Raw genomic sequence first — 14,188 nt, 5'->3', positions numbered from 1 at the left:
TTTTGTGCTAGATTCTGCGAATTTTTAGATTCTGCGTTTTGAAATTTTTTTTCGCTAGATTCTGCAAATTTCGCATTCAGATTCTGCGTTTTTGGTTTAAAATCGCAGAATCTGCGTTAATTTTACACAAAATCGCAGAATCTATCCACCCAAAACTCCCACTTGTGCTTTGAGTTTGTCGAAGTTTTGCTCGATATTTTTTGAAGTGCTATCAATATTTTGCGATAACTCATAATTACTATTTGAAAACTCCGCAATCTCCGCCACACCGCAGATTATCGCCTCTATGTGCGTTTGCATTGAGTGCGAATTTTGAATAATGCTTTTTGTGGTGGTGAAATTATCGTTAAAAATATCATCAAAGGATTTGATATTTTGCTCTACGACTTTGCCCCGCGCGAGTAAATCGCCCACCACTTGCTTTGTCTGCTCTAATCCATTTTTGTTGTCATCGACTTTTTGCGTAATTAGCGCGATATTTGTGGTAATGTCGCCAAGCGAATGATTTGTCCGCTCTGCGAGTTTTCGCACTTCATCGGCGACTACGGCAAATCCCCTCCCGTGCTCTCCCGCCCGCGCCGCCTCAATCGCGGCATTTAGTGCCAAAAGATTCGTTTGCTCGGCGATACCTTTTACGGTCTCTACGATATTTACGATGGACTGCGTATTGCCCTCTAACTCTTCAAAATGCGCGAGTAACTCCGCATTTTGCGAGAAAATCTGCTCGATTAAATGCGACAGAGAGCCAATTAGCGTCTTTATCTCGTTTGACACCTTCATCATATCCTCTTGCTTGTCCTTTGTGGATTGGACTTGGGTGCTAAACTCGCCTAAAAGATTTTGTATAAGTCCTGCATTTTGCGAAGTTAGGGCGACTTTGTCATTCATCGATTTGCTTTTTTGGTGGAGCGAATCGCTTATGAGCGATAGGCGATTGATATGCCCTTTGACGGCGTTTGCCTCGCTGTTTATGGTATTTATCGTGGCATTTATTCTATCTTTGAATCCATCGATGGCAACTAGCACATCGCCATTTTCCTTGCACCACGAAGTATCAATCTTGCTTTTTGAATCTAACTTCATCTCTTGCAATTCTTTCATCACCGCCTTTGTTTTATCTACGCCATTTATTTTCTCATCAATATCGTGCAAAATTAGCGCGACTACCGCGATAAATTGAATGATTTGCCCGATGAGATTATCCGTGAAAAATAGCGCATTTATGATTAAAAGCACCATACCGACAAAGTGAAGCACCCGCATACGAATATAAAGCGAAGATAGCATAAAAACCTCCGAAAAAATAAAATTTATTATATTATAGCGTTGTTGAAGTTTGCATTAAAATTCGCAGAATCTGATAAATTTCGCAGAATCTACTTCATTTTTTGTAAAATTTCTTTTATTATTCCTTCGGTGGTGGTAGATTCTGCGTTTTGTAGCATTTTTAAAATCTCGCTATTTTTAAAGCCAAGCGATTCAAGCGCATTTAGCGCGTCAATCTTGCTTTGCGGGAGATTTAGTTGCGCGATATTTCCAAGTTTTCCGCTAATCTCTACGATGATTCGCTTTGCCATTTTTTCCCCAATGCCGGGCACTTTTTTAAGCGTGGCAAAGTCATTGCAATTTGTTATATTTAAAAATTCCGCAGGTTTAAACGCAGAGCAAATACTCAAAGCCACCTTTGGTCCTATGCCGTTGATTTTGATGAGATTGTCAAACAAATCCTTTTCGTCCTTGTTTAGAAAGCCAAACAGCGCGATACTATCCTCACGGATAATCTGCGTAATCAAAAGCGTATCATTTTCTTTCACGCTAGGGAGCGCATTTAGCGACATTGATACTTCATAAATCACGCCATTTACATTAAACAAAACGCCACTTACACCGCGCTTATACACGCTACCAATTAGCCCCGCTATCATTTTTTAAAATCCTTGATTGTTGATTTCTTCATCACTTTCACTTCTAAAAATCTTGTGATGAACTATGCACTTTTCGCCCGAATCAAAGCAATATTTGCCTATGCCTTTGATGATGGTTTTGCTTTGATAGACTTTTGGTGAAATTAGCTCAAAAATCACATCATTGTATTTTAACCACCCATCTTTACATAAAAACTCCGCGCTAAAAACGCTTTGCTGATATTCTCTAATGGTGTTTATGATGATTGTGTGTTGTTTTGCGATGGCTTCAAGTTCGCTTTTTGTCGCCTTTAAATTATGCACGATTTCTAAAAACGCCCTATAATTATTTAGCACATATTCTGGCGTGGCGCGGTTTTTTGCCTTATTGTCCTCAATTTGTGCTTTTAGCTCTCGCGCAGTTTTGGCAAATTTGTTGTATTGATAGCTTAAAGCGGTTTCTCTTTTCTTTAAAATCTGCTCGTTGTTTTGGTTTGATTCAAGTTCATTTAAAAGCGATTGAATCTTTTGCTTTGTCTGGCGACTTGCAAGGGGCGTGAAAATGATTTTATTGTCGCTACCTTTTAGGCAATCCATCACCAATTTCGCGCTAAATTTCACATTTGCGCCCGAAAAAAGCTCAATTATGTTGATATTATTTGCGCAAATTTCGCCACCATTTGCCTTTGCGATTTCTATGTTTTCGCCATTTATGATTCCGCCCTCTAATGCGGTGATATTTGCGCATTCACAATCCAAAATCCCTCTATGCGTGGCGATTTGCGCTTTTTTGCAAGTCATAGTTGTGGTTTTGTGCGTTTGTCCGCTGATTTCGATTTCATTTGCGACTAAATTCGTATTTGCCGCTAGATTGCCACTAATGCTGATTTGATTTGCGATGAGATTCACGCCACTTTTTAGCGCGTCCTCAAACTCGCCTCCAGAGCTAACGACAATTTTGCTTTTCGTATCCACATCGCCCAAAAAGTTGTAATTGTCCTTTAACTCGACATTTTGAAGCGAAATTTCATTGCTAAAAGAAAAGTGATTTTTCTCAAAAATCACAAAGCCATTTTTGGCGGTGGTGTATTCGTAAATGCCATCTATTTCGCTTTTTTTAATCTCATCGCTACAACTTGGCGGGAGCGAAGTTTTTGCCTCAGGGGTTATAATTTCGCCTTTTAGATTGCGCCCGATTTTGCCTAGCTTTGCTAACGCATAAGTGCAAATTTTAGTATTTTCTTTTAGCGCAATCACATTTTTTTTTGCCAAATCAACCCCCGCGATAAAAAAATCGATTTTGCCATCTTTTGAATCTACGAAATTTTGACTTTTTAGCAAACAAAAGCGCAAATCGCTTTTCAGTGGCGAATCCAAATCCTTCAAATGCTCATAAAGCACATTTTTGCCATTATCCAAATCACGCAAAATTATGCCCTGCTCCGCTTTTAGCGCAATCACCGCAAAGGCAAGCGTCTCAAACTCTGCGATATTTTTAGGAATCTCAAACCCCGCTTTGAAAATAATATCCACAGATTCGCCGTTATGCAGGACTTCTATGTAGAATTTGCGCTCGATTTTGGTGTGAAAAATGGCGACATCGTAACTTTGCTTTATTTGGATACTTTTGTCCTCAAAAACCTCATCGCTAATATCCTCAACCTTTTCAAAAACGCCATTTGCGCCTTTGACAAAGGACTTCACCGCGTGAATCTCAGCCACCAATTCATCGCGCTCAATGCCATTCTCTGCGCTAATTTTATTTAGCAAATAAGCGACATTTTCGACATTTTGCACAAAAGTAATCTCTTTTAAATGCTCCATTTTTTATAAAAACTCCATTTGCCCCCGAAAAATTTATGCGGAGATTGTAGCGAATCTATGCTATGAATGCGCTTAAAAGATTTGGGTTTTTGGGGATTTTTGAGTGTTATGGCGTGGATTTATGATATAATTTCAAAATTTTATTTTTGGGAGCTTATGATGACGCGAATTATTATAGATAATGTTAAGGAAGAGTATATCCCGGCGTTTAGGGACTTTGCGGAGAAAATGAATGCGACACTTAGCGCAGAATCTGATATTTGTGAGTTTGGATATAGCCACGAGCCAAATGATGAGACGATAAAGGCGTTGCAAGAGTGTGAAGCGGGTGGCAATGGCAAGGTATATGCAAGTTACAGCGATTTTGTCAAAGAGATTGAAAAAGAGTTAGCCGATGAAACTAAATCTTGATATTGAAAATTCTTTTAGAAGCGATACAAAGAAGCTTTATAAGCGCAATATTATCGTGCAAGATGAAATCGAATTTGTAGTTGAAAAACTACTAAACCAAGAGTCGCTCGATAAAAAATACAAAGACCACGCGCTAAAAGGCGACTACAAGGGCTACCGCGACTGCCACATAAGCTCTGATTTAGTCCTAGTGTATAAAATCCAAAATGACACACTCTATCTCTCGCGCATAGGCAGGCATAGGGATATTTTTAAGAAATATAGTTAGATTAAAGATTTGTGCTTTACGACTTTAACCACAATTTTGCGGTTTTTTCTAATGCGTCTTTGTCGCCTGATGCAAAAAACTGCACTTTTGGCTTTTGCAAATGCGATGAATCAATCGTATATTTTTGCTTTAAAAACTCCACAATCGCCTCCCCTGAGTGAATCAAAATTGGTTTATCATCAAAATATGCGCGAATCTCACTTGCGATTAGCGGAAAATGCGTGCAAGCCAAAATAATCGCCTCTGGCGCGGATTCGCCCTTAAAGCGATTGCCAAAATAATACCTAAATGTCGCCTCCAAAATCTCGCCACTCAAAATCCCCTCTTCGACTAATGGCACAAAAAGCCCCGTTTGCAAACTCACCAAATTTTCATAGCCCAATTTTCGCAAATGTTTTTCGTAGATTCCGCTCTCTATCGTGGCTTTTGTGGCGATGATTAAAATCTTTGCATTTTTATTACGAATCTTATTGCTAATGCTAAGGACGCCTGATTCAACCACGCCGATTACGGGAAATGGCGCGATTTTTTGCATTTCATCTAGCGCGTATGCACTCACAGTGTTGCAACCAACAATTAGCATATCGATTTTGTGTGGGATAAAAAAATCCACGCATTCAAGCGAAAAGCGCACAATGGTGGCTTTGTCCTTGTTGCCATAAGGCACTCGCGCCGTATCGCCATAATAGATGATTTCGCCAAAAAGCTTTGAATCTAAAAGCGACTTTAAGACGCTCAAACCGCCCACACCGCTATCAAAAACGCCGATTTTCAAAATCTACTCTTGCTCATTCATTTTGCTTAAAAATTCATCATTGCTTTTTGAATCTTTCATTTTGGAGTAGATGAGATTCAACGCCTCAATGTCGCCTAATTGTTGCATAAAGTTGCGTAAAATCCACACTTTTTGGAGTTTTTCAGCCCCTAAAAGCAATTCATCTTTTCTTGTGCCAGATTTCAAAATGTCAAACGCAGGGTAGATTCGCCTATCTGCGATTGAGCGCGCTAGGACGATTTCGCTATTGCCTGTGCCTTTAAACTCTTCAAAAATCACTTCGTCCATTCGACTGCCTGTATCAATTAACGCCGTTGCGATAATCGTCAAACTCCCGCCCTGCTCGATATTTCGCGCACTACCAAAAAATCGCTTTGGCTTGTGAAGCGCGTTTGCATCAACGCCACCGCTTAAAACCTTGCCACTTGAAGGTGTAGCGGCGTTATATGCCCTTGCTAAACGCGTGATTGAATCAAGCAATATAACCACATCTTTGCCGCTCTCCACGCGCCTTTTTGCGCGCTCCAATACAAGCTCGGCGACTTTGATATGATTTGACGCTGGCAAGTCAAAAGTCGAAGCATAAACCTGCCCCTTCACGCTTCGCTGCATATCTGTAACCTCTTCTGGGCGTTCATCGACTAGCAAAACCATTAGCTCAACTTCGGGGTGATTTGCGCTAATGCCGTGTGCTAGTTCTTTCATAAGCTCCGTTTTCCCTGTGCGTGGGGGCGCGACAATCAACGCCCTTTGCCCTTTGCCGATAGGTGAGAATAAATCTAAGATTCGCCCCGTAACCTTTGAGCTATCATACTCTAATTTCAACTGCTCTGTGGGGAATAAAGGCGTTAGGTTATCAAAAAGTGGGCGATTTTTTGCCTCTTCAAGCGATAAATGATTGATTGCTTCAATCTTTAAAAGCGCGTAATATCGCTCTTGTTCGCGTGGTGGGCGCACTTGCCCCGTAACCAAGTCGCCATTTCTTAATGCAAATTTGCGAATCTGTGTCAGCGACACATACGCATCATTTTGCGAATCGGTGAAATTTTCATCTACACCGCGCAAAAAGCCGTAATTTTCATTTGCAATATCCAAAATCCCGCTAAATAAAATATATCCAGCCTGATTTACTTGCGTTTTCAAAATCTCAAACATCAAGTCCTGTCTGCGGTATTCTTGCGGGTTTTCTACGCCTAATTTGTTTGCGATTTCAATCAGCTTTGCTAAACTTAAAGTTTTTAATTCCTCGATTTTGTAGGCGTCTGCGGGAATGTGGCTCTTGCGATTGTCTCTATTTTCTCGAATCTCTTTGCCGTTGTCTCTTGCGCCGTTATTGTCTTTTGTAGCCATTTTTGTCCTTAAAGATTTTAGTGGTTTTGAAAAGTAGAAGTGCGAATTTTAGTTGCTATTTTTTTAAAAGTCAATACTAGCGCAAAAAATCTGCAATGTTTGCGTTAATTTCCGCAATGTCGCCGATATTTTGTAGCGAATCTAGTGCGCTCTCATCGCCGAATCGCTCCACAACCTTAAAAATCTGCGTTGCAATGTCGCCAAAAATGATTTTATTTTCCAAAAATTGCGCCACCAAAATATCATTTGCCGCATTTAGAATAATGCCTAATTTGGGGCATTTTAGAAGCGAATCTTTGAGCGTCCAAAGCGGATAGCGACTTGTATCAATTTTTTCAAATCGCAAGTTTAGATTTAGCAAATCCAATTCTTTGATAAATGCCTTGTGCTTTGCCTTTGCGCCTAGTAGCGCGGTTGCGATGGGCAATCGCATATCATTGCTACTTAAATGCGCGATGAGTGCGTTGTCAGCGGTTTGAATCAGTGCGTGAATCGTTGAAGTGCGCTCAATAACGGCGTCAATGTGATTTGTGTTTAGATTTGCGCCCTGTTTTGTGGCAAGATTCGCATTTAGATTCGCGCCAAAATGCACATTGTGATTCGTGGCAAGATTCGCGCCAAAAAGCCAATATGCCTCCAAAATCTCAAAAAGTTTATTTATCATTGTCGCACTATCGATTGTGATTTTGCGCCCCATAGCCCAAGTGGGGTGATTTAGTGCGGATTTCGCGCTTTGGTGCGGGATTTCACTCAAAGGCAAATCGCGAAACGCCCCGCCACTTGCGGTAATGATGAGTTTTTTGATGGTTGATTCTGCGATTTTCGTGCGATTCGCAGAATCTAGTGCAGATTCTGCGTTTTTTGTCGCAGAATCTAGCAATTCTTTTAGCGCGAAATGCTCGCTATCCACAGGCAAGATTCGCGCTAAATTTTCGCCCCCCATCAAAAATCCCGCTACAACCAAACTCTCTTTATTTGCCAAAGCAAGGGTTTTGCCACATTTGATAGATTCAATGCTAGGATTCACGCCACTAAATCCCACAAGCGCGTTTAGCACGAGTTTTGATTCGGAGGTATTTATCGCCTCCAAAATCCCGCTTTCGCCACAAAGCACACGATTTGCGCCACGAATCAAATGCTTTTTTTTGCTATCTTTGATTACGACAATTTTTGGGCGAAACTCCGCAATTTGCGCATTTAAAAGCTCAATATTATCCCCTGCACAAAGGACTTCAACGCTTAAATGCTCCGCCCTTGCGATTTGCAGGGCTTGTGTGCCGATACTGCCAGTAGAGCCCAAAAGTATCAAATTTTATTTCACCCATTCAAGCAAAAATATCATCATTACCGCGCCAAACAAAATCCCATCGACTCTATCTAGCACTCCGCCGTGTCCGGGCAAAATATTGCCACTATCCTTGAGCTTTGCGATTCGCTTTAACATACTCTCAAACAAATCGCCAAAAATCGAAATAAACGCCACGCACACTGATATAAAAAACGCGCTTATAAAGCCGATTTTATCGGCATTTATGTCGAGCGTTATGATAGAGCCGATGAGTGTGCCTACCAAACTTGCGACAATTAGCCCGATTAACGCGCCTTCAATGGTTTTTTTAGGCGAGACGGGAGAGAGTGGCGACTTGCCAAATGCTCTGCCACCAAAATACGCACACGAATCGCTCAAAGCAACGATTGCGATAAGCCACACGATTGCCATCGCGCCAAAATTATCATAAATCCCAAAAAGGCATAGAAATGGAATAGTAGGATAGATTAGCACTGCGTAATCCTTGCTTTTTGTGCGATTATGAAATGCGTTATACGCAGCAAAAATCGCCAATGCCAAAATCCCAATATACAAAGGCGAACCCTTATAAAAATACGCTACAATCCACATAATCCCCGCAGTCGCGTATAAATGAATCCGCTCTTCAATATCAAAAAGTTTGCAGGATTCAGCAAGGGCAAGTAGATAGCAACCCCCAAGCACCGCCCAAAGCAAAAATTTGATATTTAGCACGATGATTAAAGCTACGATTGCCACCAAAATCGCGCCTGTGTAGTATCTAGCGAAGTTTTCGCCACTTATTTTTTCTAATTTGTCTTTGAAAAAATTTGACATTTTGTCCCCTTTAAGCTAAAAAACATAAAATTTCAAATTCTAAAAACGAAATCGTAGCAAAAAATCATTAAAATTTTTAAGGGAGTGCTTTTGGATTCATTTGATATTATTGTGGTAGGTGGCGGACACGCGGGAGTTGAAGCAAGTTTGGCTTGTGCGAAAATGGGGCTAAAAACGCACCTTTTGACTTTGCTTATAGATTCAATCGCACTTGCTAGTTGCAATCCAGCCATAGGCGGACTTGCAAAGGGGCATTTGGTAAAAGAGATTGACGCGCTAGGCGGGGTAATGGGCGAAATCACAGACATTAGCGGGATTCAGTTTCGCACACTAAATGCCTCAAAAGGACCCGCCGTGCAAGGCACAAGGGCGCAAATCGATATGGATTCATATAAAATCACAGCGCGAAATATGCTTTTAGCGCAAAAAAATCTCACTATTTCACAAGAAATGGCAGTTGATATTTTGCTAGAAAATGGCGTGGCGTGTGGGATTCGCACGGCTATCGGCAAAAAATATTTTGCCAAAAAAGTCATTTTAACCACAGGGACATTTTTGGATGGCAAAGTCCATATCGGCGAATCGATTTCACAAAATGGACGATTTGGCGAAGGAAGCGCGGTGGCTTTGTCGCAAAGTTTGCGAAGTTTGGGGCTAAATGTCGGGCGACTAAAAACGGGCACTTGTCCGCGTGTGAGCGGAAAAAGCATTGATTTTAGCCATTTGGAGCGACATAATGGAGACAGCAATCCTCCGCATTTTAGCCACAAAACGCGCGATTTTAACCCCACGCAATATCCTTGCTACATCACTTACACAAACGAATCTACGCACGAGTTTATCCGCGCAAACTTCGCTCGTGCGCCACTTTTTAGCGGACAAATTAAAAGCGTGGGTCCTAGATATTGCCCAAGCATTGAGGATAAGGTGAATCGATTCGCCGAAAAGTCCCGCCACCAGCTATTTTTAGAGCCACAAACAAAGGCGCAAAACGAATATTATGTCAATGGGCTTTCTACTTCACTGCCTTTTGATGTGCAAGAGGCGATGATTCGCACGATTGATGGATTAGAAAATGTCGAAATCACGCGCTTTGGTTATGCGATAGAGTATGATTTTGTCCAACCCACCGAGCTTTTTCACACGCTAGAATGCAAAAAAATCAAAAATCTCTATTTAGCAGGGCAAATCAATGGCACGACAGGCTATGAGGAAGCCGCAGCGCAGGGGCTTATGGCTGGGATTAACGCGGCTTTAAGCGTGAAAGGCGCACCTGAATTTATCTTAAAGCGCAGTGAGGCTTATATCGGCGTGATGATTGATGATTTGGTAACCAAAGGCACAAATGAGCCATATCGCGTTTTTACCTCCCGTGCGGAGTATCGGCTACTTTTGCGTGAGGATAATGCGATTTTTCGCCTATCAAATCGCGGAAAAGAGCTAGGATTGTTTGAAAATATCGATGAGATTTTGGCGGATTCAAATGCGATAAAGGGCGCGATTGAATTTTTGGAGCGCAAAATTTACACGCCAAATGCGGAGTTTTTGGCATTTTTGGAATCTTTGGGAGAGGATAAAATAAATGACACCACGCAAGGGATTCAAATCGTAGGGCGCAAAAGTTTTGATGAATTAAAGTTGCAAAAATTTGACACGCGATTCGCAAATCTCTCGCCCCGTGCGTTAAAGGAAGTGCTAATTGAGTGCAAATATTATCACTACATAAAAAAGCAAAATGATGAAATCGCAAATTTGGATTTGACGCTTGGCGTGGAGATTCCGCGTGATTTTGTTTTTGATAAAATCCCGGGTTTGAGTGCGGAAGTCATCGAAAAACTAAATAAATTTCGCCCCAAAAATTTGCGCGAAGCACTAGCGATAAGTGGCGTAACGATGGCAAGCGTTGATGTGTTGCACTTATACATTCACCTGCGAAATAAACGCTGACAATTTGTTTAGGGGCAATTTGTTCTGGGGTAGTCATTTGCGTTGTTTTGGCACAAAATTTCGCTCAATGGACGCCCAAGTCCTATTTCGCTCATTTCGCGCCAAAACAACGCAAAGCACCACCGCCATTACTTCGATTGAGATTCGTGCTTCGCACGAATCTAAAATTAAAAAAAATCGTCATTGCGAGATTTTACAAAGCAAAATATCGCAGTGACGAAAATATCCCAGATTCTGCGATTTTGCAGAATCTAAGAAAATATTTAAGTATTTTTATGTAAAATCTCCACTTTTATAAAAAATATTGAAGGTTTATGTGTGAGGGTTTTGCATTTGTGTAGTTCGGATTCTGGTGGGGCGGGGAGGGCGTGTGTGCGCCTTCATAAAGCACTGCTAGAAGCGGGGATAGATTCTATAATGCTAGTGCAAAATAAAACGGGCGATTCTCCGCATACATATCGATTAGCGCGAAGCAAAGCGCAAAAGGCATTTGAAAAAATCCGTCCATTTTTATCGCAAATCCCACTTTCTTTTTATCCCAAACGGCACAAGGATATTTTTTCTCCGCAATTACCATTTTTTATCCCAAAAAATAGGGCGTTGCTAAAATATATAGCGGAGTTAAAACCAGATATTGTGCATTTGCATTGGGTTGAAAGTGGGTTTATAAATATCAAAGATTTAACTGAAATTGACGCTCCAATGATTTGGAGCTTACACGATGCTAACCCCTACACAGGCGGCTGCCACTATGTGGCAGCCGCCTGTGTAGGGGTTAGCATCGGTTGTAAGAAATGTCCCCTGCTTGGCGGAAAAATGCCTTATGATATTAGTTATTTTTCATTTAAGCGAAAGCAAAAAGTGTATAATAAAATTAATATCACCATAAATGGTCTATCGCGGTGGATTGCTAAATGCGCCAAAGATTCTGCGCTTTTTAGCAATAAAAGCATTATAAACTTGCCAAATCCGATTGATACAAGCATATTTGCCCCCATTCCAAAAAATATCGCTAGACGCCTTTTAAATATTCCAAATTCGCAAAAAATAATCGCATTTGGCGCAATAGCACCGATGAGTTTGGAGCGCAAGGGATATGATGATTTAAAAAATGCCCTGCGTTTATTAAAAGATAAGTCGCATATCAAATTGCTAATTTTTGGTGCAAGCAATGGAAGGGAAATTGAGGATATTGAAAGCATTTATTTGGGGTATTTAAGCGATGATATCGCATTAAAAATCGTGTATAGCGTGGCGGATGTGGTGCTTATGCCAAGTCATATTGAAAGTTTTGGGCAAGTGGCGGTGGAAAGTTTGGCGTGTGGAACGCCTGTGGTGGCTTATAATACGAGTGGATTAAAAGATATTATTTCGCACAAGTATAATGGATATTTGGCGAATTTGATGGATGTAGATGACTTGGCAAGGGGATTGGATTGGATTTTAAATTTAGATTCTGCGAATTATGAAGTTTTGCGCCAAAATGCAAGAGATAGTGCCACAAACTTTGATTTTGCAAAAATCGCCCCGCAGTATGTCTCTCAATACCAAAAAATATTAAATGGGGGGGGCAGCACAGAGAATTCTTATTAGAGTTATTGTCCCTTGCGCTAGATTCTGCAAAGAAAAATATTTATTACATTGGATTTGGGGCGATTGATGATATCCCGCGCAAAGGTTATGCGGAGTTTTTAAAGGCATTAGCGTTATTAAAAATTCCTTATAAATTAGTCATTTTTGGCGCAAATAATAATACTTTTGGCGCAGAATCTATTGCCTTTGGGCGTTTAAGTGATGATTATAGCATTCGCCTTGCGTATAATGCGTGTGATATTTTTGTCGTCCCAAGTTTGGCAGAAAATCTAAGTAATGCCATTATGGAGGCACTTTCTTGCGCTGTGCCTGTGGTCGCCTTTGATATTGGTGGCAATGGCGATATGATATCACACAAGCAAAATGGATATTTGGCAAAAGATATTGGCGATTTGGCGTGTGGGATTGAATGGTGCTTAGATTCTGCGAATTATGAAGTTTTGCGCCAAAATGCAAGAGATAGCGTAATAGCACATTTTAATTCCGCAAAAATCGCTAAACACTACATTTCTCAATATGCAAAAATTGCAAATAGGGGGGGGGGGGCAGAAAGGTATAAATTAGTAGTAAGGTATAAATTAGTAATTTTCCTCCATCTTTCTTTTAATCAAATATCAACCAAATCACATTTAAGGGCAGTGGCGTGAAAGTGCTGCATTTAGTCGCTGGTGAGTTATCTGGCGGAGCGGCAAAAGGTGCGCTAAATTTGCATAATGCACTTTTAGATTTAGGTGTAAAAAGTCACATTTTAACCACTGCAAAAGATATTCAAAACCACCCAAATATTAGCAATCTAAATAAATATCAGGCATTTTTTTACGCAAAGATTGATGGCGGTATTTCTCGCATTTGCGGTAGTAAAAATATTTTTAGTAATAATTTTTTTGGATTTAATATTTTAAAGCACAATGTATTTCAAAAAGCAGATATTATCCATCTCCATTGGATAAATAGCGGATTTATCTCACTATCCACCATCGCTAAAATCAAAAAACCGATTGTGTGGAGTGTGCGCGATATGTGGGCATTTAGTGGCGGATGTCATTATGCTATCGCTAATAATGCGCTATGTTTCAAATATCAAACTTCGTGCAAAAACTGCCCTGCATTGTCGCCAAAGATAAAGATTCTGCGAAATTTGGCGCATTTCAATCAACGCGCCAAAATTAGGCACTATCCGCAGAATCTGCATTTTGTAGGTATTAGCAGTTTTATTAGCGAGTGTTTGCAAAAAAGTGCCATTACAAAAAATGCAAACATAAGCACGATTGCTAATTGCATCGATGAAAGCGAGTTTATGCCTATTGATAAAAATATCGCAAGGCAGATTCTGCGACTTAACACACATAAAAAAATCATTTTATGCGGGGCAAATGCGCTAGGTGATTTTTACAAAGGATTTTCGCATTTTTTAGAAGCACTGAAATTTTTGCCAAAAGACAAATATTTTTTGTGCTTTTTTGGCAAATTAGATAGGCAGAAAATCCCGCAAGGATTTGAATTTAGAAGTTTTGGTTATCATAATAGCAATCTTGCTTTGCGTTTGATTTATAGTGTCGCAGATGTGTTTGTCGCTCCAAGTCTGCTAGATGCCGCGCCAAAGACTATTATGGAGAGTTTATCGTGCAACACTAGCGCGGTTGCCTTTGATAATAGTGGCGCAAGGGATATTATTTCACATAAAATAAATGGATATTTAGCGAAATTTGATAGCGCAAAAGATTTGGCGCGTGGCATTGATTTTGTGGCAAATAATGCTTTGAATGCAAGAAAAGGCATATTAAATTTTAGCGCGAAAAATATCGCAAAGCAATATTTAGCATTGTATGAAAAAATGCTAAATGGGGGGGGGGGCAGAATAAGTTAATATTTATCGCAGAATCTAATCCAAAATTCGCAGATTCTGCGATATTTGTCATTGCCAGACTTGACAAAGTCAAGTCACAGCAATCTAAAAATAATTATTTAGATTTTGCGAAAAACGCGGAATC

General features: G+C 40.4%; 15 protein-coding genes. 8 read left to right on the top strand and 7 right to left on the bottom strand.

Translation table 11 applies throughout. The features are described 5' to 3' along the window. Window positions 1-38 precede the first annotated feature (38 nt). Window positions 39-173: a hypothetical protein gene (locus ACWIUD_RS04435; protein ID WP_454134051.1), complete on the top strand. Its 135-nt coding sequence runs from the start codon at window positions 39-41 to the stop codon at window positions 171-173. Here ACWIUD_RS04435 and ACWIUD_RS04430 read toward each other — a convergent pair. From ACWIUD_RS04430 to ACWIUD_RS04420, 3 genes are all read right to left on the bottom strand, one after another. Next, window positions 142-1,287 (bottom strand): methyl-accepting chemotaxis protein, encoded by a 1,146-nt coding sequence (locus ACWIUD_RS04430; RefSeq protein ID WP_454147105.1) that lies wholly within the window; start codon window positions 1,285-1,287, stop codon window positions 142-144. The genes ACWIUD_RS04435 and ACWIUD_RS04430 overlap by 32 nt on opposite strands. Before the next feature lie 89 nt (window positions 1,288-1,376). Next, window positions 1,377-1,925, bottom strand: a complete 549-nt coding sequence (gene ruvA / locus ACWIUD_RS04425; RefSeq protein ID WP_454147103.1) for a Holliday junction branch migration protein RuvA — start codon at window positions 1,923-1,925, stop codon at window positions 1,377-1,379. A gap of 3 nt (window positions 1,926-1,928) precedes the next feature. Further along, window positions 1,929-3,728, bottom strand: a complete 1,800-nt coding sequence (locus ACWIUD_RS04420; protein WP_454147101.1) for a hypothetical protein — start codon at window positions 3,726-3,728, stop codon at window positions 1,929-1,931. Between the two features lie 99 nt (window positions 3,729-3,827). Between ACWIUD_RS04420 and ACWIUD_RS04415 the strand changes: the two genes are divergently transcribed. Together ACWIUD_RS04415 and ACWIUD_RS04410 are read left to right on the top strand one after the other, a co-directional pair. Then, window positions 3,828-4,139 carry a hypothetical protein gene (locus tag ACWIUD_RS04415; RefSeq protein WP_454147099.1) on the top strand — a complete coding sequence of 104 codons (312 nt, stop codon included), beginning with the start codon at window positions 3,828-3,830 and terminating at the stop codon, window positions 4,137-4,139. Further along, the gene (locus tag ACWIUD_RS04410) at window positions 4,123-4,407 is read left to right on the top strand and encodes a type II toxin-antitoxin system YafQ family toxin (RefSeq protein WP_454147097.1); all 285 of its coding nucleotides are present in this window, start codon (window positions 4,123-4,125) and stop codon (window positions 4,405-4,407) included. Before ACWIUD_RS04415 ends, ACWIUD_RS04410 begins: the two co-directional genes overlap by 17 nt. Window positions 4,408-4,423: 16 nt before the next feature. Here the strand turns inward: ACWIUD_RS04410 and murI are convergent, their stop codons facing one another. The 4 genes from murI to ACWIUD_RS04390 all read right to left on the bottom strand — a co-directional run bounded on the left by murI (window position 4,424) and on the right by ACWIUD_RS04390 (window position 8,657). After that, window positions 4,424-5,182 (bottom strand): glutamate racemase, encoded by a 759-nt coding sequence (gene murI / locus ACWIUD_RS04405; RefSeq protein ID WP_454147095.1) that lies wholly within the window; start codon window positions 5,180-5,182, stop codon window positions 4,424-4,426. 3 nt (window positions 5,183-5,185) lie between these two features. Next, window positions 5,186-6,532 carry a transcription termination factor Rho gene (gene rho, locus ACWIUD_RS04400; protein WP_454147093.1) on the bottom strand — a complete coding sequence of 449 codons (1,347 nt, stop codon included), beginning with the start codon at window positions 6,530-6,532 and terminating at the stop codon, window positions 5,186-5,188. 76 nt (window positions 6,533-6,608) lie between these two features. Beyond that, window positions 6,609-7,841 (bottom strand): 1-deoxy-D-xylulose-5-phosphate reductoisomerase, encoded by a 1,233-nt coding sequence (locus ACWIUD_RS04395; RefSeq protein WP_454147091.1) that lies wholly within the window; start codon window positions 7,839-7,841, stop codon window positions 6,609-6,611. Between the two features lie 3 nt (window positions 7,842-7,844). Beyond that, entirely contained in the window at window positions 7,845-8,657 is an 813-nt protein-coding gene (locus ACWIUD_RS04390) for a phosphatidate cytidylyltransferase (protein WP_454147089.1), read from the bottom strand. Between the two features lie 90 nt (window positions 8,658-8,747). Between ACWIUD_RS04390 and mnmG the strand changes: the two genes are divergently transcribed. The 5 genes from mnmG (at window position 8,748) to ACWIUD_RS04365 (ending at window position 14,064) form a co-directional block, all read left to right on the top strand. Beyond that, window positions 8,748-10,604, top strand: coding sequence for a tRNA uridine-5-carboxymethylaminomethyl(34) synthesis enzyme MnmG (mnmG, locus tag ACWIUD_RS04385; protein ID WP_454147087.1), 1,857 nt, complete (start codon window positions 8,748-8,750; stop codon window positions 10,602-10,604). Between the two features lie 19 nt (window positions 10,605-10,623). Continuing rightward, window positions 10,624-10,821 carry a hypothetical protein gene (locus ACWIUD_RS04380; RefSeq protein WP_454147085.1) on the top strand — a complete coding sequence of 66 codons (198 nt, stop codon included), beginning with the start codon at window positions 10,624-10,626 and terminating at the stop codon, window positions 10,819-10,821. Between the two features lie 101 nt (window positions 10,822-10,922). Continuing rightward, window positions 10,923-12,197, top strand: coding sequence for a glycosyltransferase (locus ACWIUD_RS04375; protein ID WP_454147083.1), 1,275 nt, complete (start codon window positions 10,923-10,925; stop codon window positions 12,195-12,197). Window positions 12,198-12,202: 5 nt separating this feature from the next. Beyond that, window positions 12,203-12,844, top strand: coding sequence for a glycosyltransferase (locus ACWIUD_RS04370; protein ID WP_454147081.1), 642 nt, complete (start codon window positions 12,203-12,205; stop codon window positions 12,842-12,844). Beyond that, entirely contained in the window at window positions 12,841-14,064 is a 1,224-nt protein-coding gene (locus tag ACWIUD_RS04365) for a glycosyltransferase (protein WP_454147079.1), read from the top strand. Before ACWIUD_RS04370 ends, ACWIUD_RS04365 begins: the two co-directional genes overlap by 4 nt. Window positions 14,065-14,188: the final 124 nt, after the last annotated feature.

It is taken from the genome of Helicobacter sp. 23-1044 (assembly GCF_053654695.1).
Note: the sequence above shows the minus strand (reverse complement) of the source record. Positions and strands in the feature narration are given on the sequence as shown.